The following is a 23237-nucleotide window of genomic DNA, read 5'->3' on the forward strand; positions in this document are numbered from 1 at the left end:
CTCCCGGAATCCGAGTTCCCGCGTTCGCACGGTGTGACGACATTCGACGTCATCGATCGGCGACCATCAATTTGTACTGGGCGGCTATTCGCTGATGGGTGTCCTGGAGGTTCTGCCCGGTGACCTGAGCGATATCTCGTCCGATCGGTACCCAGCACAGTGGTCGGGTTCGAGAAGTCGACGTTGTATTGGGTTTTGCCTCGACACATTGCGCCGACGGCAAATTGGGTGGGCTATCGGCCTTCTGATAGATGTCCTCGTCCACGATCATGGACCGCAATGCGGCGATGAGTCGGGTTGTACTCGCGTTGTCCTGTGTCCGATAGACGAGGACGGCATTCCCGATTGCCAGGAATTCGACTCCCGCGTCCGCGAAGGCCGGACGTGCCAGATGAGGCTGCTCCTCGGCCTGTAGCGCTACCTGGCGCGGATAGACCCCCCACGGATTCGCGCCGATGACCGGGAGATCATTTTTCTCATAGAGCGGAACCCGGCTCAGTATGCCGTCGACGTCCAACGGCTGGGTGGCGATCTTGTCGATCGGGGTCGGCGCGTACGCGGACAGCATTTCGATCTGTCTATCGATGATGCGACCGGCCAGTTCGGCCATCGGGGCCGGGTCCACAGGAACCGAGAGCGGATCCTCGACCCGCACGTGGATCAGCATGTCGTTGTGCGCCGACCAGGCATCGACGGCGGGTGGGCGCAGAGAGTTCCCGATGCTCGCCTTCGCCGCTGTCTCCGGGTGGCCCGGGATGGCGTATTCGGTGCCTGCCGTTCGGTCTGCCAGCGCCCGAAGTGCGGTACCTGCCAGTGTGGCGTCGCCGAAACGCAGGGTATGCAGAGTTGCCGTCCGACCGAGTTCTGCTTTTTCGCGTCGCTGTCCGGATGAGTACCAGCCCGCGATCAGTCCGGGGGCAACCGCATTGAACTCCTCGGGGCCGACCTCGGTCGAGACGAAGACATCGGGCGGGAAGGTCGGTGTGATCAGTCTGCGATTGAAGACCGCGGACGAGTTGAAGATGAGGCGGTTGTCGATATCCACCATCAGCGGTGTGACAGCGCCGATCCTGATGGCTTCGCGAATCGAACCGGACTCGGGGGTCCGGGCTCGCTCGACGTCGATCGGCGTGGTGTTGTGGTTCCCCGAGTCCAAGGCGCCGATCTGGACTTCGGGTGTCTTCGGTGTGGTGCTCTCGTCGTCTCCGCACGCACCCACGGTCAGTGCCAATGCGAGGAGTGCGGCGGTAGCGACATGAGCACGTGGCATCGGCTTCACTCGCTTTTCGCCAGAATCGAGTACTGAGCCGCTGTCCGCTCCTGCAAGCCGCGATCGACGCGTGCCAGCGTCGGCGCCGAAGCGATGACAACGGCGACATATCGGTCATAGACCACAGCGCAGAACGACGTGAAGTCCAGATTCAAGTCCCTGGTTTCGAGCAATACGCATCGGGCGTCACTCAAACCCGGCGGTGGGTCCAGCGGTTCCTCGTTCTTAGCCAGCCTGGTCAGTGCCGTCTGCACCAGGATGGCGCCGCGGACGTCACGGGCTCGGTACACGGTGCTCGCCCGTCGACCGACCAGATCGACCCCGCCTTCCTGAAATGCCCTGCGCACCTCGATCGGGTTGGCGAGATAATGCAGGATCCCCTCCGTTTCGAAGGTTCCGAATATCTCGTCGTATTGACTGAAGAATGGGTCGGTGTATTCCTTCGATTTCGGAGCCGTGCGACGCATGATGCCATCCGGATCGGTCGGGAAGTCCAGTAGGTCGTCCAGCGGCGTCGGCTTCTGCTCGTCCAAACGGGCGATCTGTTTGTCGAGAGTCTTCTTCACCAGCCCCGCGAGCACCTCCGCGTTCGGCTGCGGTAGAGACGCGTTGGTGACGATCACATAGGGGCCGTGGGGTTGGAAGGACAGGATCGAGAGATCGTCCGCTACGGTCGCGCGTGCACCGGTATAACCGTCGATCGCAAGCGGTCGACGTGGCCTCGCCTGTGTGCTGACGCGATCGAATTCGTCCGCCGCGCTGGACGCGATCATGTCGTTCGGAAAGCGCAGGACCGAGATGATCAGTTTCTTGGTCGCGCGCAGGCTTCCGTTGGTCCTGGTCGCGTATGCGCCTGCCACCACATCGAACCGCTCGGCGATCGGTTTGTAGATCTCAGGAAAAGCGCCGTCCACCGTCATGGTTCGTGGGTCCGCGATCAACCTCACGTAGCCGGTATCGGTGAGTTCGGGATCGATATCGAAAGGATGGATCAGGTAGTTCAGCATTCGGCGTGATTCGATCATGCGAACGTTCTTCACACCGTCGGTGAGACGAAGGTCGAACGGCGTCGGTTCAGTGGCGTTCCCGCCGGTTTTCAGCAATTCCACCGCAACTGGGGCCAATCCAGGTTGCGGGTTTCCGACGATAGAACCGGCGCAACCGGCCACGAGGGCGACACAGGCGCCCAGTGCGGCGATGACACGGAGTCGTTTCGTCACGTGGTGTCCGTCCTCAGTTGCTCGTCAGCAGGGCGTACTGCGCGGAGACCTTCTGGTGGACGTCCTGCAGCGATCTGCCCGCCACTTGTACGGTGTAGCGGTCGACTCGGAAAACGCATCGGTGAAATGCGACGGCCGAAGAGGGATCTCCGGCCTTCACCAGATGTGCGACACATTCGATATCGTTCAGGATCCCGGTCGGCCCACCGACCTTTCTCTCTTTTTCGTCGAGATCGGATGAAGGGCGCCACGCCCGCCACAGTGATTCCGAACCCGATGCGTTTCGGCTTCGGAAGACGACGGCATCGCCGAACGAAACCAGATCGATGCCGCTACGTTCGAGTTCGGGTAGCGTGTCCGGGCTCGCGACCAGGAGCGTCACCGACCCGCGGCCGGTATAGAGCCCATCGGGTTCGGCCCGCATCGGGGATTCGGGATTGCTCGGCAGGGTGCGACCCAGGAGCCCCCCGGGATCGAGCGGTATACGAGGCAGTTCGGCAGCGGGAGTCGGCTGGAACTTGTCCAACAGCGGCAGTTGGACGTCGAGCGCTCGATCCACATGACCGGTCAGCGAGAGCAGATCGGGGGCGGCGGTGTCATCGATGACCTTGATGAAGACGACGTAGCGATCCTTGACCGTCCATGAACCGATCGAGGAGACGCCGGGACGCCAATGCGCCGTCGTGTTCAGGTGTTCGGGAATCGACACCGGTTCGTTGTCGCGGTTGTAGGTGAAATCGTCGTGTTCGAGTGTCGGCCCGACCTGTGCCGCAGTCTGTGCGTCCGGGAACATCAGCACCGCGATGTTCAACACGCGTCGCGGGGCGTCGACGGCACCTCCCGTCGACCAGGCATTGACCCAGCCTGCTACCAGATCTTTCGCGACATCGTCGAAGGTGTCGTTGATGACAAGCCGATCGAGCGATTTCCGATTCAGTACCACATGCGACCGAACGGCCCAGGTGTCCTCTACGTAACTGGGGTCGGCCTCGTACGGGAGCATGACAAAATCTGCGAGGCGTTGTGATTCACGAGCGCGGGCCTGTTTATCGTTCTTGGCGTTACCGATTCCGCGTGGTGCTGTCGGATAGTTGCCGACGTCGAGTTGCGACGTATCGGAGGGCGTTCGTTCGGGTGTACCCGAGATTTCCGATCCGCATGCTGCACCAGCCATCAGGACACCGGTGACGAGTAGGGCGTAGGCGGCGCGGGCCATCGGACGCCTGACGAAATTCACTGCTCCCCCTTCGATACCCACGATCTCCGGGCATGCTACTGCACCGGCATTGCGAGCGTTCGTCCCGCGACCCTGCTCTCTTGGGACTTCACGGTGCCTTCCGCCCCTGCTGAGAATTCGCTGACAAGCCCCCTGTGGACCTCACAAACTATTGGCCAGCAGGGCGTATTGGGCCGCTACCTTCTGCCGCACATCGGGTTCCTTGTCGCTGGTCACGACGCCCACGTACCGCTTGTACGGGACGTAGCAGCGGTATTTGTAATCCTTTTCCAGGTCACCCCGGCTGTTGAGTTGCAGACATTTGGCGCCGGGGACGTCGGTGGGTGCGGTGATGGGGTCGAACTTGTCGCCCGCGGTGTCGATGAGGCCGTCGACGAGTTTGCGGGCGGCGTCGAAATCGCGGACCCGGGTGACCGAACTCGCGTCGACGATCGCGACTTTGTCGGCGCCGGTGTCCTGCAGGAGTTTCTGGGTGACCGATTCGTCGTCCGCGGAGTGGATGCCGTGGTTGGGGCCGTAGATGGCGAAGGAGTCGTCGTCGGGGGTGTGGCCCTTGCGGTCGGCGACGGCGACGCGGGCGAGCAGGCCGTCGGGGTCGACCTTCAGTGAGTCGAATTGGTTGACGGGGGTCGCGCGGAAGTTGTCGATGGCGGGGACCTGCGCGGCGAGGGTGCGGTCGACCCAGTTCAGCAGGTCGGTGCTGTCGGCGCGGGGACGCTGGACGAACAGCGAGATCACGAACTCCTTGTGCGCGTGGAACGCGCCGACGTTCGGTACGCCGGGTCGCCAATGCACGTACGCGTCGGGGTATTTGGTCGAGGGGATCTTGCGGTTGTCGGGGGAGACGCTCAGGTCGGCGTCCTCGAGTTCGCGCGCGGCGAGTTTGGCCGAGGCCTCGTCGGGGAAGCGCAGCAGGACGTTGGTGACGGCGGTGGCGTCCGACGGTGGACGCGTCTCGCCCGCCGGGTCGGGTTTGTCCGCGCCGCTCGCGGCGAAGCCGGTGATGTATTTGCGGTTGTCGAGTACCGGTTTCGAGACTTTGGCGAGGAAGTCGAGTGCTTCGGTGGCGTCGGTGAGTACGGTGCTGCCCCGGCCGAATTTCAGCGACGAGTCGATCTGCACACTCGGCACGACCGCGTCGGCCATGCGCATACCCTCCAGCAACGAGCCTTTTCCGGAGGAGTTCTGATCGTATTCGTGGGCGTCGACGGGATAGGTGCCGACTTCCAGCTTTCGTACGTCGAGCTCCCCGGGAACCGCCGTCCCCGCTACCCCGCCGCAGGCGCTCAGCAACCCGGCCACCAGTACGCATGCCGCCACCGATGCGACGCGCGAAATCCGAACCATGACAGGCCCCTCGTTCCTCCCGTATGTGCCCTCCGAAGTTACCGGATGGAGCGGGGACAGAGCGACCGCTGATTCCGGGCTCGCGCTGCCCCCCGTGTGTGGCGGCCGATCGTGACCAACCCGTACTCGGCGGGCGGTCGCGCACTACCCTGTTGGGTATGGCGACGACCCCGGCCCGCGTAGTAGGCGGATTCCGTTGAAGGAGCGGCAGGTCGAAGTCGTCGCCGGGAACCACGTTGTCGCCAGGGTCGCGGGCGCGGTGGTGCTGGTCGCGCATCGGGGCGGCGGGGAGCCGACCCCGGATTCGTCCGCGGCCGTCGCCGTGGAGTCGTTGGCCGAACTGGTGCGTGACGCCGTCGAGCGGCAACCCGAAGGTCCGGGTGCGTTCATTGCGCGCCAGGCGACGCGCTGGTTGATGAAGCACGCGGAGCAGATCAGTCCGGGTGTGCCGATCGATTTCGGCATTCTGTCCTCGGCCGAGCACGGGGGAATGGCGATTTTCCTGCACGGCGCGGTGACGGTGGTGTTGGAGGACGCCGGTCGGACCGAGTTCTTCCGCGGTGGTGACGCGGCGTTCACCGTGGACCGGGTCGCGTCGATTCCGTCGCGCGCTGTCGCGCTGTTCGTCGACGGCGGCGACGGCCGTATCCCGGAGTTGCCCGCGGGCAGAGGGATCGGCTGGCTGGTCGAGGGCATCGCGCAGGCCGCGGGCGCGATCGTGTGGTCCGACGGCGCGCGGTCGAGCGATCCCGGCCGAGCGGGGGCCTCGGTGTCGCGTGAACAAGCGCCGTTGCCCACCGCGCGTATCGATCCCGAACCCCGGGCGGCGCAGCAGCGCCCGGAGCCGCCCGAGCCCGCACCGCACGTCACGGCCACGCAGGCGGCGACGTCGATGCTGGATTCGGTGGCGGAACAACCCGATCCGCACCACGCCCTGACTCAGCTCGGCGGCACCAACCCGGCGCCGCGACCCGACCCGGATCTACAGCGCAGGCTGGAGGCGACGGCGAAGGCGACCGCGCTCACCGTCAAGGTGCTGGGATTCAAATGCGCGCGAGCCCATCCCAGCGATCCTCGATCGGCGTTCTGCACGGTGTGCGGGATGCCGGTCGATCAGACCCAGCAGTTGATCGAGGTGGTGCGTCCGCCGCTCGGCATGCTCGTCCTCGACGACGGCATGACCTACATGTTGGCCGCCGACGCGGTCATCGGACGCGATCCGGAGCATTCCGATGCCGTGCAACGTGGGCTGATCCCGCTGAAGGTGGACGATTCGTCGGGCGGGATGTCGCGTGCGCACGCCGAGGTCCATCTCGTGAATTGGGATGTGACCGTGATCGACCGGGGGTCGACCAACGGCACCCGCACCCGCTTGCCCGGCTACCGGGACTGGGTCCGGCTCACCCCGAATCAGCCGATGATCCTGGTGCAGGGCACCGAGGTGATGATCGGCAACCGCGTGCTGCGCTACGAGCCCGCGGCGCCGCCGCCCTTCGGCGGCTGACGCGCGTTACGAGTAGCGGGAAATGCAGGTGTTCTCGCCGTTGAGCACGCCGGCACGGAACGCGTCGACCCGGGCGAATCCGCTCGGCACGGTCTTGCCCTGGATGTCGCTGGCGGCGAGACCATCGGTGAGCAGGCCCGATACCGCCTCGTCGAGGTCGCCCGCGGCGAGGGTGATGTCACCCTCGTTGCGCGTGCGCTCGGGGTCGGCCAGTTTGCCGGTGACGACTCCGGCCAGACACGCGGCGCGCAGTCCGGCTTTCGCGCCGACCAGCGGCTGGCCGTGGCCGAGTTGGACCGCCAGGGTGTAGCGCGCGATGAACACCACGTAGCCGTTGTAATCGCCGGTCACCTTCAGCGGTAACGGATTGTCGGCTTCCTCGCTGTCGGCGGTCCCGCGTTCGGCCAGGGCCGGGACATCGGTGGCGATGGTGTTCTTCGTCGGGCAGTAGGACACCGGTTCGGTGGTGACACCGTCGCGGCAGTCGATCTTCGCGCCGTTGTAGTCGTAGGTCGGGGGGTTCGCGACCGGCAGGATCGCGGCGAGCGCCTTGCTCAGTTCGATCAGCGTGCTCTTGTCGATCGGATACTCGCCGCGGTTGTCGTCACCGTCGAAGGACTGGGGGAGATTGCCGCGCCGCGAATTGATCTCGTCGATGTCGATGCCTTTGCAGGCCTCGGGACCGTCGGTGAAACCGATCTGAACGGCGGTGACGCGTTCGAAGGCCGAACCGTGCACGCTCTCGGGATCGTCGGGGTCGGAGTCGCGAATGGCGACGGTCGCCGCGAGCACCGAGTTCAGGCCGTCGGAGGTGTTGATGGTGAAATGCTCGGACTTGCCCTCGGCGGTGTGACGCATGAACGCGCCCGCGAAGCAGTCGGCCTGCTGCTCCTTGACGATCACCGGATCCTTGGAATCGACGATCTTGGCCATGTTCTGGATCGCGTGACCGTATTCGTGGGCGAGCACCATGACCACGGCCATCTTGCCGAAGGTCTCCTCCATGGTCGGCAGCAGCACCTCGCGGTCCCAGCCGATGGAATTGTCGAGTCGGCAGTACGCGGCGTTGACCAGGTGGTAGGTGGTCTCCTTGCAGAATTCGAGCGCCTGGCTGCGCGGCGCCTTCGCGTTCCAGGACAGCAACCGGTCCACCGGGACGAATTCGCCGTCGAAGTTCTTGGGGAATTCGGTCCGCCAGTAGGCCTGGATATCGTCGACGGCGTTGAGCGCCAGGGTGTCCGCGGCGCCTCCGTCGCCGTTGACGGCGGTGAGGTCGGAATCGGGGACGTTCGCCTTCGGGCCGCTGGGGCCGCTGGTCGTCGGCAGTCCCGCCACCTTGAACGGGTCGTCGTATACCGAGACCGCGCGCCCGTCCACCAGACGTGTGCAGCCCCCCAGCAGCACTACCGCGCACAACAGCGCCGATATGACCGCTGTCGCTCGGAGTTTCGGCAAGGCTCCCCCTAAGTCGGCCGGAATGATGTTCGCGTCGGGCACCGGATCGGGACAAAAGGCGCGTCGGGGGCACCGCCGATGTCCGGGTGATGGCATAGTATCCGCTGCATGTCTTCACCGGGGGCGCAGACCATCACCGTGCGCCATGATGGAACCGATCGGGTCTTCGATTCGAGTCAGAAGATCACCATGGGCCGCGCACCAGAGGTCACCTTGTTCGTGGACAGCCCGCTGGTTTCACGGGTACACGCGACGCTCGCCTGGCAGGGGAGCGGCTGGGTTCTCTCCGATAATGGCAGTACCAACGGTGTTTTCGTCGACGCCAGACGGTTGAGTCAGCCGGTGGCGATCGATCGCCCGACGCAGGTCCGTCTCGGTGACGCGATCAGTGGGCCGCTGCTGCATCTGCTTCCGTCCGCGCCGCAGCCGCGTCAGCAGCGGCCGATGACGCCCCCGGTCGCCCAGCCGCAGCAGGGACAGCGCCCGAGCTATCAGCACCCGAATCGTCCCGCTCCCGGCCAGCAACAACGTCCGCAGCAGCCGGTGCCGTCGCAGTCGGGGGCGCAGCCGATGGCGCAGTCGCCCGCGCCGCCGCAATCGTCGTCGCAGGCCTTGCCGAAGCCGCCGACACCGCAGCAGCCGGTGGCGTCGCAGTCCTCGCCGCAACTTCCGCTGCCGCAGCAGTCGGTCCCGCAGCCTCCGGTCGCACAGCCTCCGGTCCCGCAGCAGCCGAATTTCAATATGACGACCAGGGCGGACACCTCGGCGCTGCCACCGTTGCGCGCGCGGCCGTCGACCTCGCCGATCGCCCGCGCCGATCGTCTCCCGCCCGGCGGGCTGGCCATCGGCCGCACCACCGACAACCAGATCGTCGTCAACGATCCGCTCGCCTCGCGCAAACATGCCAGGCTGGTCGCCGCCTCGGAGGGGCTGACCATCGAGGATCTCGGATCCGCCAACGGCACCTTCGTCAACGGCACCCGCCAGCAGCGCACGGTGCTGCGCGAACGCGACATCGTCACGATCGGCAATATCGACTTCGTCGTCCAGCAGGGCACGCTGGTGCATCGGCAGAAGCCGGTCGCCGAGCAGGGGTTGAGCGTGCACGGTGTCGGATTCACCGTCGAGGGCAACAAGCAGCTGCTCGTCGACGTCAACATGCAGGCCGGTCGTGGCACCCTGACCGCGCTGATCGGGCCGTCCGGCGCCGGTAAGTCGACGCTGTCCAAACTCATCGCGGGCAGCACACAGCCCTCGGGCGGTGTGGTGGCCTTCGAGGGCCGCAACCTGCACGCCGAATACGAGGCGTTGCGCTCCAGGATCGGCATGGTCCCGCAGGACGACGTGCTGCACCGCCAGCTCACGGTCCGCCAAGCGCTCGGTTACGCCGCGGAATTGCGGCTGCCGCCCGACAACAGCAAAGCGGATCGTCAGAAGGTCATCGACGGTGTCCTGAAGGAACTCTCGCTCACCGAACACGCCGACACCCGGGTGGATCGGCTGTCGGGAGGCCAGCGCAAACGCGCGTCGGTGGCGCTGGAACTGCTCACCGGCCCCTCGTTGCTGATCCTGGACGAACCCACCTCGGGCCTGGATCCGGCGTTGGATCGCCAGGTCATGGTCATGCTGCGCGAACTGGCGGACGCGGGTCGCGTCGTCATCGTGGTCACTCACTCGGTCGCCTGCCTCGATATGTGCGATCAAGTGCTGCTGCTCGCGCCGGGCGGTAAGACCGCGTTCTGCGGACATCCCGCGGGCGTCGGCGGTGCGATGGGCACCAGCGACTGGGCCGAGATCTTCGCGAATGTGGCGTCCAACCCGGACCAGGCCTTCGCCGCCTACCGGTCCCGTCAGGCCTTCATCCCCCCGGCTCCCGCTCCCGCGCCCGTCCAACCGGGATCGGCGGGCCGCCCACCACGCGCCAGTGGCGTCAAACAGTTCTCCACACTGATGCGCAGACAGGTCCGCCTGATATTCGCCGACCGTGGATATCTGGCCTTCCTGCTCGTCCTGCCCTTCATTCTCGGCGCGTTGTCCCTGGTGGTGCCAGGGAAGAACGGTTTCACCGCGGGCGGACTCGTCCAGGACCCGGTGTCGGGCGCCATCACCCCCTCCGGCGGCGCGGAAGCCCAGCAGTTGCTCGTCGTGCTGATTCTGGGCGCCTGTTTCATGGGAGCGACCCTCACGGTGCGCGACCTGGTCGGCGAGCGGACGATCTTCCACCGCGAGCGCGCGGTCGGCCTGTTGCCGTCGGCGTATCTGCTGGCCAAGATCGCCGTCTTCAGCATCACGGCATTCCTGCAGGCCGCGGTGCTCATCGCGATCACCCTCATCGGCAAGAAGCCGCCGGGCGCGGGCTCGCTGATCCCCTCGGGCAGCGTCGAGTTGTACGTCGATATCGCGCTGACCGCGGTCTGCTGCGTGGTGTTCGGTCTGTTGCTGTCGAGCCTGGCGAAATCGAACGAGCAGGTCATGCCGATGCTCGTGGTGATGATCATGGTCCAGCTGGTCATGGCGGGCGGTCTGATCCCGGTGACCGGCAGGCCGGGCCTGGAACAGGTGTCGTGGCTGTTCCCCTCCCGATGGGGTTACGCGGCGGGTGCGTCGACGGTGAACATCAGGGAAATCTTCCTCAACTCCCAACCCGACGGACTGTGGGATCACACGTCCGGCACCTGGATTCTCGATATCGCGCTGCTGCTGGTGATTACCGCGATCCTGGCCGTTTTCACCTGGAGCAGGCTGCGGCTGAAGAAGTCCGCCGCGTGAGTGACACCGATCCGTTCGGCGCCGTCTCGATGACGGGGATCGCGAGCACGACGTCCACGCACCAGGCACACTTATGCCTGTGACGGTGCGAGTAGGGGCAGTGCATCTCGGATGGGATGTGGTGTCGGTGGCTGCGGGCGGTGCGGACACGCCGATCCGCCCGGTTCAGGTGGAAGGGACGTATACACCGCCCGCCTATCTTCTGGCCGATTCGTCGGGCCGATTGCATACCGCGGGGGTCGAGCGGCAACGGCCGGATCTGGGCATGGCCATCGCCGATGTGCGTGACATTCTCGGGCATCCGCAGATCGTGATCGCGGGTGCGACGTGGCCCGCGGAACTCGTGTTCCGGGCCAGGATGTACAACCCGTTGGCCGCTGTCGGCGAGTATCTGCGCGGCAGGCCCGACGTGGTGGCGTTGCCGTATCCGGACGGCTGGCCCGACGAGAAGATCGACATCTACGTCGAGATGGTCGAGCAGCTCGACGTCGCGGTCGAGCCGCTGCCCGAAAGCGTGGCGCTCTCGGGTTACGTGCGGGCGCTGGGACTGGTCCGCGCTCCCGACGAGCGCGCTCCGAGGGGGAACGGCGCGACGGGGGTGTATTCCGACGGCCGGACCATGCTGGTGGTCGCGGTGCACGGGGACGACGAGCAGCCGACCGAATCGGTGGACGTCGCGGTGACCGCGGAAGCCATGCGCGACGCCCGTTCGGCGGACAACGTGGTGATCGAGGTGATGGCGGCCGCCCGCGCGATCGGCGCCGACACCTCGACCGTGCTGCTCTGCGGCAACGTCTGCTTCAACGAGGCGCTGCGGTACGCCTTCCAGAATCATCTCGGTCATCGTCTGCGGGTGGCCGACCACCCGATGCACGCCCTCGTGCTCGGCGCCACCCATCTGCTGGTGACCGACAGCGAATCGGCCGAACCGGAACCTGTCGCCCCGCGCCACGACGCGCCCTCCCCCGAGACGGTCCGTCGACCGGTCGACCAGGTGCCGCCGCAGGCCGCGCCCCCGCCGCCGGTCGAACCGCGCACGCCACCCGCCGTCACCTACGGTCCGGGATATCCGACGGCGCCGCCCGAGCCCGCGCCGAGCGAGGAACCGACGACGAGGGTCACCCGCGAGGAGATGTCTCGCGGACTTCCGCCGCATCTGGCCGAACTCGGCAGCCGATTCACCCGACCGCCGGAGACCAGGGAACAGTTCCCGGCGCCGGGACAGCAGGCGTCCGCGCCCGGCTCGCCCTATCCGCCGCAGGATCAGGCACGCCCGGCCCAGTGGCAGAGCCCGCCCGGCGCGGAAGAGGACGACGAGTCCGGTTCCCGCAAGGGCACCCGCTGGAACAAGATCAAGGACAACCTGTTCGGCGCGCACGCCGTGGTCGGCGTGGCCGCGCTGCTGGCGGTGGCCTTCTCGCCCGACTCGGATCGCGTCGAACTGGCGGGTTCGCTCGACGCGGCGGCGTGCGCGTTCACCCCGCGTGTGGGTGTCGAACGTGGCCCCGCGATCGCGCACGCGCGCGGCGAGGATCCCGGCTGCGCCGAGCCGAACACCGACAACCTGCGCTTCGTGGTTCCGGGGGCGCCCGGTGTGGGCGATCCGGGTCCGCCGGTCGTGATCTGAGGCGATTCTTCCCGAGCCATACCCTCCTGGTATCGTGGCTCGTCGGCGTGCGGCATCTTCGAGGCCCGGGTCTCCACCGGCCGCCGGGAACAGCCTCGATCGCACGCTTGGCCGGCAACACCGACTACAGACAGGGAAGCACTGTGCCTACGTACAGCCCCAAGGCAGGTGACGTGACCCGCAAGTGGTACGTCATCGACGCCACTGACGTAGTGCTCGGCCGTCTCGCCGTCCAGGCAGCGAATCTGCTGCGTGGCAAGACGAAGCCGACCTACGCCCCCAACTTCGACGGTGGCGATTTCGTCATCATCATCAACGCCGACAAGGTTGCCATCTCCGGCAACAAGAAGGCGGACAAGCTGATCCACCACCACTCCGGCCACCCGGGCGGCCTCAAGTCGCGCACTGTCGGTCAGGTGTTGGAGAGCCGCCCCGACCGGCTGGTGGAGAAGGCCGTCAAGGGCATGATCCCGAAGAACAAGCTCGGCAACGCGATCGCGGGCAAGCTGAAGGTCTACGCGGGCCCGACGCATCCGCACACCGCTCAGCAGCCCATTCCGTTCGAGATCAAGCAGGTGGCCCAGTGACCGCGCCCGAGGAATACACCGAAGAGGCCGTCGAGGAGACCTTCGACGCCGACGGCACCGTCGAGGTCGTCGAGGAGGAGTACGGCTACGAGGCCGAACCCGCCACCTACGCCCCGGTCCTGATCGATCGCCCGGTGCAGACCGTCGGCCGTCGTAAGGAAGCCGTCGTTCGCGTGCGGCTGACCCCGGGCTCGGGCAATTTCGTGCTCAACGGTCGCACCATCGAGGACTACTTCCCGAACAAGGTGCACCAGCAGCTGGTCAAGTCCCCGCTGGTCACCGTCGAGCGCGTCGAGTCCTTCGACATCCACGCTCGCCTGCACGGTGGCGGCCCGTCGGGACAGGCGGGCGCCCTGCGTCTGGCCATCGCCCGCGCGCTGATCGAGGTCACCCCGGACGACCGTCCCGCCCTCAAGCGGGCGGGCTTCCTGACCCGTGACCCGCGTGCCACCGAGCGTAAGAAGTACGGTCTGAAGAAGGCGCGTAAGGCGCCCCAGTACTCGAAGCGCTGATTTTGGCATCGTCGGCCCCCGCTTTCCGGCACCTACGCGGTGCCGGGAGCGGTATGGTCGGCGCGGCAGCTGTATGAGAGCAGGTTTCCAGCAATCGCTGGTCGCCTGCTCTCGTGCTGTATTGCTGTATTTCTCGTGAAGGGCAACGAGGGACGACTATGGGACGTTTGTTCGGCACCGACGGAGTCCGTGGACTGGCCAACGATTCGCTGAGTCCGGAACTGGCGCTCGCGGTTTCGGGGGCGGCGGCACAGATCCTGAGCAGGGGCAAGAAGCGGGCGCTGGCCGTCGTCGGCCGCGATCCGCGCGCCTCGGGCGAGATGCTCGAAGCGGCGGTCACCGCCGGGCTCACGGCCGCCGGGGTGAACGTGCTCTCGGTGGGTGTGCTGCCGACACCGGCTGTCGCCTATCTCACCGGGCTCTACGACGCGTGCCTCGGCGTGATGATCTCCGCGTCGCACAATCCCATGCCGGACAACGGGATCAAGATCTTCGCCGCGGGCGGGCACAAACTCGACGACGCCGTCGAGGACAGGATCGAAGCGCTGATCGACGAGCGCACACCGCACCGCCCGACCGGCGCGGGGATCGGACGCGTGCTCAACGCCGCCGGCGCGCGCGATCACGGCTCGAACATCCCCGATCGGTACAGCCTGGAGGGCACGCACGAACGGTACGTCGAACATCTGGTCGAGGCGGCCGGGCAGGATCTGACCGGTCTGACCGTGGTCCTGGACTGCGCGCACGGCGCGGCCTCGGAGGTCGGCCCCGCCGCCTTCCGCGAGGCGGGCGCGACCGTGATCGCCATCAATGCCGAACCCGACGGCCTCAACATCAACGACGGCTGCGGTTCCACGCATCTCGAGCAGGTACAGGCCGCCGTGGTCGAACACGGCGCCGACCTGGGCCTGGCCCTCGACGGTGACGCCGACCGCTGTCTCGCGGTCGACGCGCGGGGAACGATCGTCGACGGTGACGCCATCATGGCGATCATCGCCATCGCCATGCGGGAAGCGGGCGAACTGGTCGAGGACACCCTGGTCGCCACCGTCATGAGTAATCTCGGCCTGCATATCGCCATGCGAGAGGCCGGAATCACGTTGCGCACCACCGCGGTCGGCGATCGCTACGTGCTGGAGGAACTGCGCCGCGGCAAATACACCCTCGGTGGTGAACAGTCCGGTCACACCGTCCTGCCGCGTTTCGGCACCACCGGGGACGGCATTCTCACCGGTCTCAAACTGATGGCGCGCATGGCACAGACCCGGCGCGAGCTGTCCGACCTGGCAGCGGTGCTGACGACGGTGCCGCAGGTGCTGGTGAATGTGCCCGTCACCGACAAATCACTGGTCGCTCGCGCGCCCGAAGTGCTGGACGCGGTACGCGAAGCCGAGCGAATTCTCGGTGATTCCGGCCGAGTCCTGTTGCGGCCCAGTGGTACCGAGCAATTGGTTCGGGTCATGGTCGAGGCGACCGATCCGGTGCAGGCGCGGCAGTTGGCCGATGATCTCGCCAAGCGTGTCGCCTCGGTATAGGTAGAAAGCCCGATCGTCGGCCGCGGCCGACCGGGATTTACCGGGTAGGCATGCCCGCCGATCGGTTTTCGCCGGTGTGGATGCGAGTTCGTCACGTCGCCATGGCACGCAGTCAGCGGTGTCGCAGTGCGCTGCTCATCGAGTGCGACCGAGCTCGCGGTAGCACGAGGTCGGTCGGCGTGTCTGTGGCAACCACGCCCGAATCCTCCGTATGCATCGTTTACGCCTCGTACAATCGTGTTTCGGGATGGTGAATCATTGAGGTGCGTGCATCCGGGCTGTCTTTCGCCAACGTCGGTGCTGTTCGCTATCTTCCGGTTTCCGAAGTTTGCATCGAATTTGCATCGTTTATCGGCTATCATGGGTTACGCCGAAGTGTTGGTGGGATCGGTGACGCGACGTCCGCGAGGGCGCGCCGCGCCGGTAGGGGCTGAGCCGCCCACTGCCGTCGCGGCGCGACCCTCGTGGTTGTCGCGCGGAAGACGTTCTGTGGTAACACTTTCCAGCGAAAGAGGTGCGACAGCGTGGTCGGTGTCGGAATTGTGCTGTTCACCCGGGATCTGCGGGTGCGAGATAATCCGGCCCTGGCCGCGGGATGCCGCGCCGAGAAGGTGGTGCCGCTGTTCGTCCTCGACGACACGATTCTGGCGGGCCGAGCGGCGACCCCCAATCGCGCGGCGTTCCTGGCCGCCGCCCTCGCCGAACTCGACGGTGAACTGAAGGGGATGGGTGGTCGACTGGTCGTCCGACGCGGCACGGTAGTCGACGAGGTCGACAAGATCGTGGCCCAGGTCGGCGCCGACGTCGTGCATATCGCGGCCGATGCCAGCGGCTACAGCAGACGTAGGGAGAACGCGCTGCGCGAACGGCTGGTGCCGCGCGGATGCGAATTGCGAGTGCACGAGGCCTCCGTCATGACGGTGGCGCCCGAAGCCGTCGTCCCGTCGACAGGTCGCGACCATTTCGCGGTGTTCACGCCGTATTTCCGCAAATGGATGGACGTCCATCGGCGCGCACCGCTTCCGCGCCCGCACGCGATCACCTTGCCGAGAATCGCGGCGGGTGATCTGCCCACCGTCGAGTCGATCTGTCGCGGTGAGACGTCGCCGAAACTGGCCGTCGGGGGCGAGACGACCGGCCGAAAACTGCTGACCGAGTGGCTGTCCGGCCCCGTCGAGGACTACGCGGCACGCAGCGACGACCTCGTGGCGGATGCCACCTCCAGGCTCTCGCCGTATCTGCATTTCGGCTGTCTGTCGGCGTCGGAAGTGCTGCACCGGACCGATGTCACCGGCGAAGGCGGATCGGCCTTCGCCCGCCAGTTGGCGTGGCGGGACTTCCACCACCAATTGCTCGCCGCCCGCCCCGCCGTCGCCTGGAAGGACTATCACGACCGGTCGATTCGGTGGCAAGAGGATCCGCGGGCCGTCGAAGCGTGGTCGGAGGGGCGTACCGGATATCCGATCGTCGACGCGGGAATGCGCCAATTGCGCGCCGAGGGCTGGATGCACGGTCGCGCGCGGCTGATCGCGGCCAGTTTCCTGACGAAATCGCTGCGCGTGGACTGGCGGATCGGCGCCGACCATTTCCTGCGTTGGCTGGTCGACGCGGATCTGGCGAACAATCAGCTCAATTGGCAGTGGGTCGCCGGAACCGGGACAGACACCAGGCCGAACCGGGTCCTGAACCCGCTGCGGCAAGCGGAACGCTTCGATCCGGACGGCGTGTACGTGCGACGGTGGGTGCCGGAGGTGGCCGAGTTGGCGGGTGCGGCGGCGCATCGCCCCTGGCGCGAGAACGGCGGTGTCGCAGGTTATCCCGCGCCGATGATCGACTTCGTCGGGATGTAGCGCGGCTGTCGATCCGGGGCGGGGTTTCTCGAAATCCACAGGTCGAGAGTTATCCACAGGCCTAGTGTTTTCCCAGGTCGGTCGAAGGTCGGTGGTGCCGCCGTTGACGAGACTCGGCCCATGCGACCAGGACTGGAACAGGCACGAGACAAGCAATTCGGTGCATTCGCCGTGTGGCAGGTGCTCTGTGAATACACCAGGGGTGAAATGCGCGTCCTGGTGGACCGCGGGGAGTGGATGCGGGTCTTCCGTGGCGTCTACCGCGAGGCGGATACACCGCCGGTCCCGGAATTACGGGTGGAGGCCGCGCGGCTCACGACCGGTCTCACCTCCGTGATCGCCGCCTACGACACCGCCGCGCAACTACACGGGTTCGCGGTCGCCGATACCCGAACGACCCATGTGCTCGGCGCGCGCCCGGCCCGGTCGGCGCAGTTGTTCGTGCACCGTGATCACGCCGAATCCGCCGAGCTCGAACTGATCAGGGGGACGCTGACCACCACCGCGGCGCGTACCGCCGTCGATGTCGCCAGGATCGCGAGCCGGGATGTCGCCGCCGCGACGCTGGAAGCGGTTGTCGAACAAGGTGTTTCGCCGGTTCGGTTGGCGCGCGAGGTGCTGCGGCACCGTGGTCGGCGTGGATACCGGCAAGCCATGGAGTTGATCGGACGGCTCGATTCCGGACCGGTAGCGGCATGCCACGGCGAACTCCCGGCCACGGCGAGAGGGTATGCGAAGGCGGGTGTAACTCCGACAACCGACCTCGATCCGGGCGCTGCGGAACCGATCCCGGCCGCGCGGCTGTTCTGTGACGCGGCTCGCACGATTCCGCACCCGGTGTGCTGCGCTACGCCGCCGGCGGTGTCGCGGATCGGCGGTGACCGTGGCAACGGGTGAAGCGGTCATTACGGTCGCGGTATCGAGTCGTGCGGTGGTCGGTTCGCCGGCGGGGCGAACCGTCTCCGCGCCCCTATCCCTCTTCGATGAGTCGCCCGTCCGCCATACGCCAGCGGCGGGTGGAGGTGACGGCGTTGAGCATGCGGCGATCGTGGGTGACGAGCAGCATGGTGCCGGTGAAGGATTCGACGGCCTGTTCCAACTGCTCGATGGCGGCCAGGTCGAGATGGTTCGTCGGCTCGTCCAACACCAGCAGATTCACTCCTCGCGCCTGCAACAGCGCGAGCGCGGCACGGGTGCGCTCACCGGGGGACAAGGTTTCACAGGAGCGTCCGACGTGCTGCCCGCGCAGCCCGAATTTCGCGAGCAGCGTCCGGACCTCGGCATCGGGCCAGTCGGGCATCTCGGTGCCGAAGGTCTCGGCCAGTGGGGTGTCGCCGCGGAACAGTTCGCGCACCTGATCGACCTCGCCGATTTCGACGCCCGAGCCGAGCGAACACGTCCCGGTGTCGGGTTTCAATTTGCCGAGCAGCATCGCGAGCAGGGTGGACTTGCCCGATCCGTTCGCGCCGGTCAGAACGATCCTGTCGGCCCAGTCGACCTGGGTGGTGACCGGACCCAACGTGAAATCTCCGCGCGTGACCGTGGCATCGGTCAACGTGGCGACCACCGATCCGCTGCGCGGGGCCGCGGCGATCGTCATGCGCAGCTCCCATTCCTTGCGCGGTTCCTCGACGACGTCGAGCCGTTCGATCCTGCGCTGGGTCTGGCGGGCCTTGGCGGCCTGTTTCTCGGTGGATTCGGCACGCATCTTGCGACCGGCTTTGTCCGAGTCGGTCTTACCTTTGCGACGAGCGTTGCGTACGCCGTGCTCGAGCCAGTTGCGCTGCATCTGGGCGCGCGCCTCGAGGCCGGATCGCGTATCGGAGTATTCGTCGTACGCCTCGCGGGCATGCTGGCGAGCGATCGCGCGTTCGGCCAGGTACGAGTCGTAATTGCCGTCGTACAGGCCGACCTGCTGCTGCGCCAGATCGAGTTCGATGATCCCGTTCACCGTGCGTGCCAGGAATTCCCGGTCGTGACTGATCACCATCAGCGGCACTCGCACGGCCGTGACGAACTGCTCGAGTTTCGCCAGACCGTCGAGGTCCAGATCGTTGGTCGGCTCGTCCAACAGCAGGATGTCGAAGCGCGACAGCAGCACCGAGGCCAGTCCCGCGCGCGCGGCCTGTCCACCGGACAGCCCGGTCATCGGGGTGTCGAGGCCGCCGACGAGCGATTCGGTGAGCCCGAGATCCGCCGCGACCTCCTCGGCCCGCTGCTCCAGGTCGGCGCCGCCGAGTGCCAGCCAACGCTCCAGGGCGGGGGTGTAATCGTCGTCGCCGCCCTCGCCCAATCGCAACGCGGCCGCGTCCATGGCGTGCTGTGCCTCGGTCACTCCGGTACGCCGACCGAGGAATTCGAGCACCGTTTCCCCGGGGACACGTTCCGGCTCCTGTGCCAGGTAACCCACCGTCGCGTCGGGCGGGCTCAAGGTGATGGTGCCCGCGGGAGCGTCACGGTCGGCGAGCATCCGCATCAGCGTCGATTTCCCCGCCCCGTTCACCCCCACCAGGCCGATCACGTCACCGGGCGCGAGGGTCATGTCGAGGTCGTCGAACAGGGTGCGTTCGCCGTGTCCCGCGGACAATCCGCGCGCATGCAGAGTGGTGCTCACCTGGAGAAGTCTGCCGTGCTCCGTCGCGGCATTCGCACCCGGTCGCCACCGGGCGCCGCGCACTCCCGCGTTCGGGGTTTCTCCCTGAGACGGATGCCGTGGAAATCAGGGTCGAGATCGGTCGGTGGCCCGATGCCTCGACACGGTCGCTCGGCGCAGAGTTGATGGCGTACCGACCGACTTCGAGAGGGAAATCCGATGACCGCACCCGTCCGCCGCCTTACCCGTTCCACCGGCGACAACTGGATCGCAGGGGTCTGCGGTGGTCTGGCCGAATACTTCGGCTGGAACGCCAATGTCGTGCGTCTGCTGTTCGTGCTGTCCTGTCTGCTCCCCGGCCCGCAGTTCATTCTCTACCTGGCGCTGTGGCTGATAATTCCGAAGAAGTGACCCCACCGGACAGGTACGGGGCTGCGCCCGGGAGTCATGGATGACAGGATGGTGTGGTTCCATCGCATAGGGGGAGGCCCATGTTCGGGGGAAGTCGTCGGCAGGGGAAGCCCGCAGAACTGTCATCCGAGTCTGTCGAGGAGGAGTCATGATCACTTCGGGCGAATTCCCCGGTCTGGATCTACCCGACATCGATACCTCGTCGTCACTGGAGGGACTCGGCCCCGTCGAGTTGAACCATCCCACCCAGGACATCAACGGCGACGGCATCCTCGACACCGAGACGACCACCGGTGACGACGCCATGCACGTGTGGAGCGATTACGACCACGACGGCATCGCCGACCACGTCACCATCGTCGAGAAGGACGGCGACTACGCCGCCTGGGAATTCCACCACCACCCCGACGGAACCTCGGGGTGGGTTCGCACGGACCAGGGTGAGATCGGGAAGTAGCAGGTTGCGGCAGGCCATGCGGACAGCCATCGAAATCGGTGGCGCCGCATGACTTTCCGTGGCGGGGCGGTGCCGTTGTTCTGATGCGCGCCGGTCCCCGTACACGCCATCCCTTCGAGGGGCGAACCGGCCGCAGTCTGCGATGATCCGCACGGATCGTGCGGATCATCGGAACCTGCGAAACGCGTCGGCTAGCTCGGGTCCGTTCCTGTGGAGTCCCGTGGATGGTTCGGCCGTCCGAGATTCGATGGAACCGAATCAACCTGTCGCGTCCTACTGTCACGACGGTTCCCGGCCGTCGGATCGTTCTGATAACTCGCGGTTTCTGCGACGGATGGAGGATTCTGGTGTCGATCGGTGGACAGGTAATCGTCGATACCGCCACGCTCGCGAGAATCGGTGGCGATCTCCAGACCTCGGCCGCGATCGTCGGGGGCAGAGCCGCGGATGTCGATGGATCGGAATTCGGACCGGCACGGGCGGGGCGGGGGTACGCCGCCGAAGGCGCCGGGATCGCCGCGGGTGTGGGCCGCGTCACGACATGGTTGAAGAACTGGCAGTCGGCGGTCGACAGAACCGGTGCGCAGATGAGTTCGAGCGCAAGCGGTTATGCGTCGATCGATAACAGCAACGTGAGAAGGATCGCGGCAGCGACCGTCGATCTCGGATGATTTTCGCGGTATTTCGAGCCGAAGGCACATCGAGTGCCGCCTATCGGGGGGATGAGCTGAATGGTCGAGCATCGCACGATCCCATTGTCGTCGGCCGCCGACGTTACCGCCGACATATTGCTGAACAACGGCGCTTCCGGGCTGTTGTATTTCGAAGAATATCTTCCGCGCTACAGAAAATGCTTCGCGTCGCTCGGCATCGGATGCGGGGAAATCGCTCATTTGCGGATGAGTTCGCTGTATGCCAGGTACGACATCGAGCGCGGATTGGACATCGAGGCATTGGAGCAGATGGCCGCGACGATAGGACGGCTTGTTACCGCCACGAAGGTGGAACTGGACAGTCAGACCGAACTGCGGGCGGCATTGCCATCCGTCTGGCAGGGGCAAGCCGGCGATGCCGCGTGGCTGATGCTCGACTCCCAGGTGAAGAGGGCGGAAGTAGACCACGACCGTGTCTCGGCGCTGTCCACGGTGATGACGAAGGCGGCAGGTGGGCTCCGCGAGATCGTCGAAGTGAAGGCGCGAGTCGTCGAGAACTATTGGCACCCGACCCTGCCCGACATCCCCGATCGGAACGGGCGAAGCCGCGAGGAGATCGACAAATTCTTCGACACCGCCTGGAACGACCGCGAATCGGAGGAGGGCAGGGAGGCCGAGCGGTGGCTGCGGGAGACCTTCGCCGCCCATGTGGAAGCGACGGTCGCCAGTTTCGAGCAGGTGTGTTCGAGCGCCGAGGCTGCGGTGAGACAGCTCTACGACGATCTGATCGCGGCGCTGAACGGGGTTGATACAACCCCGTATCCGGCGCAGGCCGAAGTGCCTGAAGTAAATGCCGAAAACCCGAGCACGAAGGATTCGAAGGATAGTAGTCGGTGCATGCCCGGCGGTAGCGCTGATGCGAATGTGTCGAACAATGGCAGCAGCAAGAATGCTGACAATAACGGCGGCAGCAAGAACGCATCGCATGATGGAAGCGAAGATAAGTCGAACGATTGCGACAGTACCGCCGATGACAGCGAAAAGAACACCACGCTGAGCGGACTCGAGTCCCTCGGTCAGACATTCGCATCGGCGGCAAGCGCACTCGCTCGGGGGCTCGAGCCCGGGTTGGCCTCCCTCGGCGAACTGATCGCCGAGGGCATCGACGATGCGCTGACACAGGCGGAAGCGGCGATCGAGGATCAGGAGGTCGACGATCCCGACGATTCCGAATCGGAGGACGGCGCCGCAGACGGGAAGAAGGATGCCGAAGTCGGCGAGTTCGATCTTGCCGGAAGGCATTTCACGTTGGAGGTCGGTGCGGACGGCCTGCCGAAGTTGGTCGAGACCTGTGCCGATGGGACCTCCCATGCGTACAGCGTGACTTTGGACGAGAACGGCAACCCGACTATCGCGGGAAAGGTCGACGGCACGAACGGGGTGCAGGAGACCGACGCGGAAGTAGGCAAGCGGCCGGAGCTCCACAGCGAAAGCATGAAGCACGAGTCCCGGAGCGCGGACAAGTCCGAGCAGCTCGCGCAGAAGCCTTCCGAGGGGTCCACCGGGCAACCGAGTGCGAGTCCTCGACTGCCGTCTCGCGCCCGTCGGCACGAGGACGGCGAGCACATGCCGAAGATCGTGCCGGTTCCGGGAACGCCGGAGAATCCGATAGCGCGGCAGCCCGATAGCGGCGCGCTGTTGGCAGAGGCGGGCCCGCTGTGAGACGCGCGAGTGGGAAGTGAACGTCATGGATCACGGGTCTCGAATCGAGGGCACCGTCGAGGAATATCGGCGCGGCATGATGCGGCTCCACGACGAATACGACGAGATGAAGCGGAAATCGAGCGCGGACAACGGTGCCGCTGTGCTCGAAGCCATCGAACGGGCCGAAGCCGAGCGTGACGAGCGAACACGCCTCGAAGCGGGGGAACGGGAGCGTGCGGCGGCCGAAGTGCGCGAACAGCGCGATGCCCTCGCCCGGGCGAGGGTCCCGCGCAGATCGGAGGACGTCGTTACCCCGATCGATGACGACGATCCGGAGGGCGAGTACTACCGACGTGAGAGTTGGCTGATCTGACCGGACCAAGTGCGGGTGGTCGACTCGAGCGAGACCGTCGGCGATCGACCGCTGGCCGAACACGCCGTCGCAGTCGGGGCGAGCACCGTCGGCTGGTTCGGACGCCACGTAGTTGATCGAGGGCCGGACCGCA

General features: G+C 66.1%; 19 protein-coding genes. 13 read left to right on the forward strand and 6 right to left on the reverse strand.

The window, feature by feature from the left end; translation table 11 throughout:
- Positions 1–49: 49 nt before the first annotated feature.
- The 4 genes from DAT37_RS15980 to DAT37_RS15995 form a co-directional block, all read right to left on the reverse strand.
- Positions 50–1270, reverse strand: coding sequence for a DUF7373 family lipoprotein (locus tag DAT37_RS15980; RefSeq protein ID WP_157978505.1), 1221 nt, complete (start codon positions 1268–1270; stop codon positions 50–52).
- Between the two features lie 5 nt (positions 1271–1275).
- Positions 1276–2295: a DUF7373 family lipoprotein gene (locus tag DAT37_RS15985; protein ID WP_157978506.1), complete on the reverse strand. Its 1020-nt coding sequence runs from the start codon at positions 2293–2295 to the stop codon at positions 1276–1278.
- Positions 2296–2503: 208 nt separating this feature from the next.
- The gene (locus tag DAT37_RS15990; RefSeq protein WP_232839770.1) at positions 2504–3727 is read right to left on the reverse strand and encodes a DUF7373 family lipoprotein; all 1224 of its coding nucleotides are present in this window, start codon (positions 3725–3727) and stop codon (positions 2504–2506) included.
- 141 nt (positions 3728–3868) lie between these two features.
- A complete protein-coding gene (locus DAT37_RS15995; RefSeq protein ID WP_109525476.1) occupies positions 3869–5074 on the reverse strand; it encodes a DUF7373 family lipoprotein in 1206 nt (401 codons plus the stop codon).
- Positions 5075–5270: 196 nt separating this feature from the next.
- On the opposite strand from DAT37_RS15995, the gene DAT37_RS16000 reads away from it, so the two are divergent.
- Positions 5271–6578 (forward strand): FHA domain-containing protein, encoded by a 1308-nt coding sequence (locus DAT37_RS16000; protein WP_109525477.1) that lies wholly within the window; start codon positions 5271–5273, stop codon positions 6576–6578.
- A gap of 6 nt (positions 6579–6584) precedes the next feature.
- Here DAT37_RS16000 and DAT37_RS16005 read toward each other — a convergent pair whose 3' ends face one another.
- Positions 6585–8033: a neutral zinc metallopeptidase gene (locus DAT37_RS16005; protein WP_109525671.1), complete on the reverse strand. Its 1449-nt coding sequence runs from the start codon at positions 8031–8033 to the stop codon at positions 6585–6587.
- Between the two features lie 108 nt (positions 8034–8141).
- Here DAT37_RS16005 and DAT37_RS16010 point away from each other — a divergent pair, with 108 nt between their 5' ends.
- The 7 genes from DAT37_RS16010 (at position 8142) to DAT37_RS16040 (ending at position 17810) form a co-directional block, all read left to right on the forward strand.
- Entirely contained in the window at positions 8142–10802 is a 2661-nt protein-coding gene (locus DAT37_RS16010; protein WP_109525478.1) for an FHA domain-containing protein, read from the forward strand.
- A 73-nt stretch (positions 10803–10875) separates the two neighbouring features.
- Positions 10876–12429 carry a hypothetical protein gene (locus tag DAT37_RS16015; protein ID WP_232839771.1) on the forward strand — a complete coding sequence of 518 codons (1554 nt, stop codon included), beginning with the start codon at positions 10876–10878 and terminating at the stop codon, positions 12427–12429.
- Positions 12430–12572: 143 nt separating this feature from the next.
- Positions 12573–13016 (forward strand): 50S ribosomal protein L13, encoded by a 444-nt coding sequence (rplM, locus tag DAT37_RS16020; protein WP_109525673.1) that lies wholly within the window; start codon positions 12573–12575, stop codon positions 13014–13016.
- Positions 13013–13528, forward strand: a complete 516-nt coding sequence (rpsI, locus tag DAT37_RS16025; protein ID WP_109525479.1) for a 30S ribosomal protein S9 — start codon at positions 13013–13015, stop codon at positions 13526–13528. The genes rplM and rpsI overlap by 4 nt, the downstream gene beginning before the upstream one ends.
- 158 nt (positions 13529–13686) lie before the next feature.
- Positions 13687–15063: a phosphoglucosamine mutase gene (gene glmM, locus DAT37_RS16030; RefSeq protein WP_109525480.1), complete on the forward strand. Its 1377-nt coding sequence runs from the start codon at positions 13687–13689 to the stop codon at positions 15061–15063.
- Between the two features lie 524 nt (positions 15064–15587).
- A complete protein-coding gene (locus DAT37_RS16035) occupies positions 15588–16913 on the forward strand; it encodes a cryptochrome/photolyase family protein (protein WP_109525481.1) in 1326 nt (441 codons plus the stop codon).
- Between the two features lie 120 nt (positions 16914–17033).
- Entirely contained in the window at positions 17034–17810 is a 777-nt protein-coding gene (locus DAT37_RS16040) for a hypothetical protein (RefSeq protein ID WP_109525482.1), read from the forward strand.
- A 73-nt stretch (positions 17811–17883) separates the two neighbouring features.
- Here the strand turns inward: DAT37_RS16040 and DAT37_RS16045 are convergent, their stop codons facing one another.
- Entirely contained in the window at positions 17884–19527 is a 1644-nt protein-coding gene (locus DAT37_RS16045; protein ID WP_109525674.1) for an ABC-F family ATP-binding cassette domain-containing protein, read from the reverse strand.
- Positions 19528–19725: 198 nt separating this feature from the next.
- On the opposite strand from DAT37_RS16045, the gene DAT37_RS16050 reads away from it, so the two are divergent.
- The 5 genes from DAT37_RS16050 (at position 19726) to DAT37_RS16070 (ending at position 23104) form a co-directional block, all read left to right on the forward strand.
- Positions 19726–19917 carry a PspC domain-containing protein gene (locus DAT37_RS16050; protein ID WP_109525483.1) on the forward strand — a complete coding sequence of 64 codons (192 nt, stop codon included), beginning with the start codon at positions 19726–19728 and terminating at the stop codon, positions 19915–19917.
- A gap of 148 nt (positions 19918–20065) precedes the next feature.
- Entirely contained in the window at positions 20066–20374 is a 309-nt protein-coding gene (locus DAT37_RS16055; RefSeq protein ID WP_109525484.1) for a DUF6802 family protein, read from the forward strand.
- Positions 20375–20721: 347 nt separating this feature from the next.
- Positions 20722–21045 carry a hypothetical protein gene (locus DAT37_RS16060; protein ID WP_232839772.1) on the forward strand — a complete coding sequence of 108 codons (324 nt, stop codon included), beginning with the start codon at positions 20722–20724 and terminating at the stop codon, positions 21043–21045.
- 60 nt (positions 21046–21105) lie between these two features.
- Positions 21106–22749 (forward strand): hypothetical protein, encoded by a 1644-nt coding sequence (locus DAT37_RS16065; RefSeq protein ID WP_109525485.1) that lies wholly within the window; start codon positions 21106–21108, stop codon positions 22747–22749.
- A gap of 25 nt (positions 22750–22774) precedes the next feature.
- Positions 22775–23104, forward strand: coding sequence for a hypothetical protein (locus tag DAT37_RS16070; protein WP_109525486.1), 330 nt, complete (start codon positions 22775–22777; stop codon positions 23102–23104).
- Positions 23105–23237 lie beyond the last annotated feature (133 nt).

It is taken from the genome of Nocardia aurea (assembly GCF_003123685.1).
In the GTDB taxonomy this organism is placed as follows: domain Bacteria; phylum Actinomycetota; class Actinomycetes; order Mycobacteriales; family Mycobacteriaceae; genus Nocardia; species Nocardia aurea.

Excerpts from the sequence above, each read along its gene's own strand:
- DAT37_RS15985 (WP_157978506.1), bottom strand. The coding sequence starts at position 2,295 with ATGATCGAATCACGCCGAATGCTGAACTACCTGATCCATCCTTTCGAT.
- DAT37_RS16040 (WP_109525482.1), top strand. The coding sequence starts at position 17,034 with ATGCGACCAGGACTGGAACAGGCACGAGACAAGCAATTCGGTGCATTC.
- DAT37_RS16070 (WP_109525486.1), top strand. The coding sequence starts at position 22,775 with ATGGATCACGGGTCTCGAATCGAGGGCACCGTCGAGGAATATCGGCGC.
- DAT37_RS16015 (WP_232839771.1), top strand. The coding sequence starts at position 10,876 with ATGCCTGTGACGGTGCGAGTAGGGGCAGTGCATCTCGGATGGGATGTG.
- DAT37_RS15980 (WP_157978505.1), bottom strand. The coding sequence starts at position 1,270 with ATGCCACGTGCTCATGTCGCTACCGCCGCACTCCTCGCATTGGCACTG.
- DAT37_RS16065 (WP_109525485.1), top strand. The coding sequence starts at position 21,106 with ATGGTCGAGCATCGCACGATCCCATTGTCGTCGGCCGCCGACGTTACC.
- DAT37_RS16055 (WP_109525484.1), top strand. The coding sequence starts at position 20,066 with ATGATCACTTCGGGCGAATTCCCCGGTCTGGATCTACCCGACATCGAT.
- DAT37_RS15995 (WP_109525476.1), bottom strand. The coding sequence starts at position 5,074 with ATGGTTCGGATTTCGCGCGTCGCATCGGTGGCGGCATGCGTACTGGTG.
- DAT37_RS16010 (WP_109525478.1), top strand. The coding sequence starts at position 8,142 with ATGTCTTCACCGGGGGCGCAGACCATCACCGTGCGCCATGATGGAACC.
- glmM (WP_109525480.1), top strand. The coding sequence starts at position 13,687 with ATGGGACGTTTGTTCGGCACCGACGGAGTCCGTGGACTGGCCAACGAT.
- DAT37_RS16050 (WP_109525483.1), top strand. The coding sequence starts at position 19,726 with ATGACCGCACCCGTCCGCCGCCTTACCCGTTCCACCGGCGACAACTGG.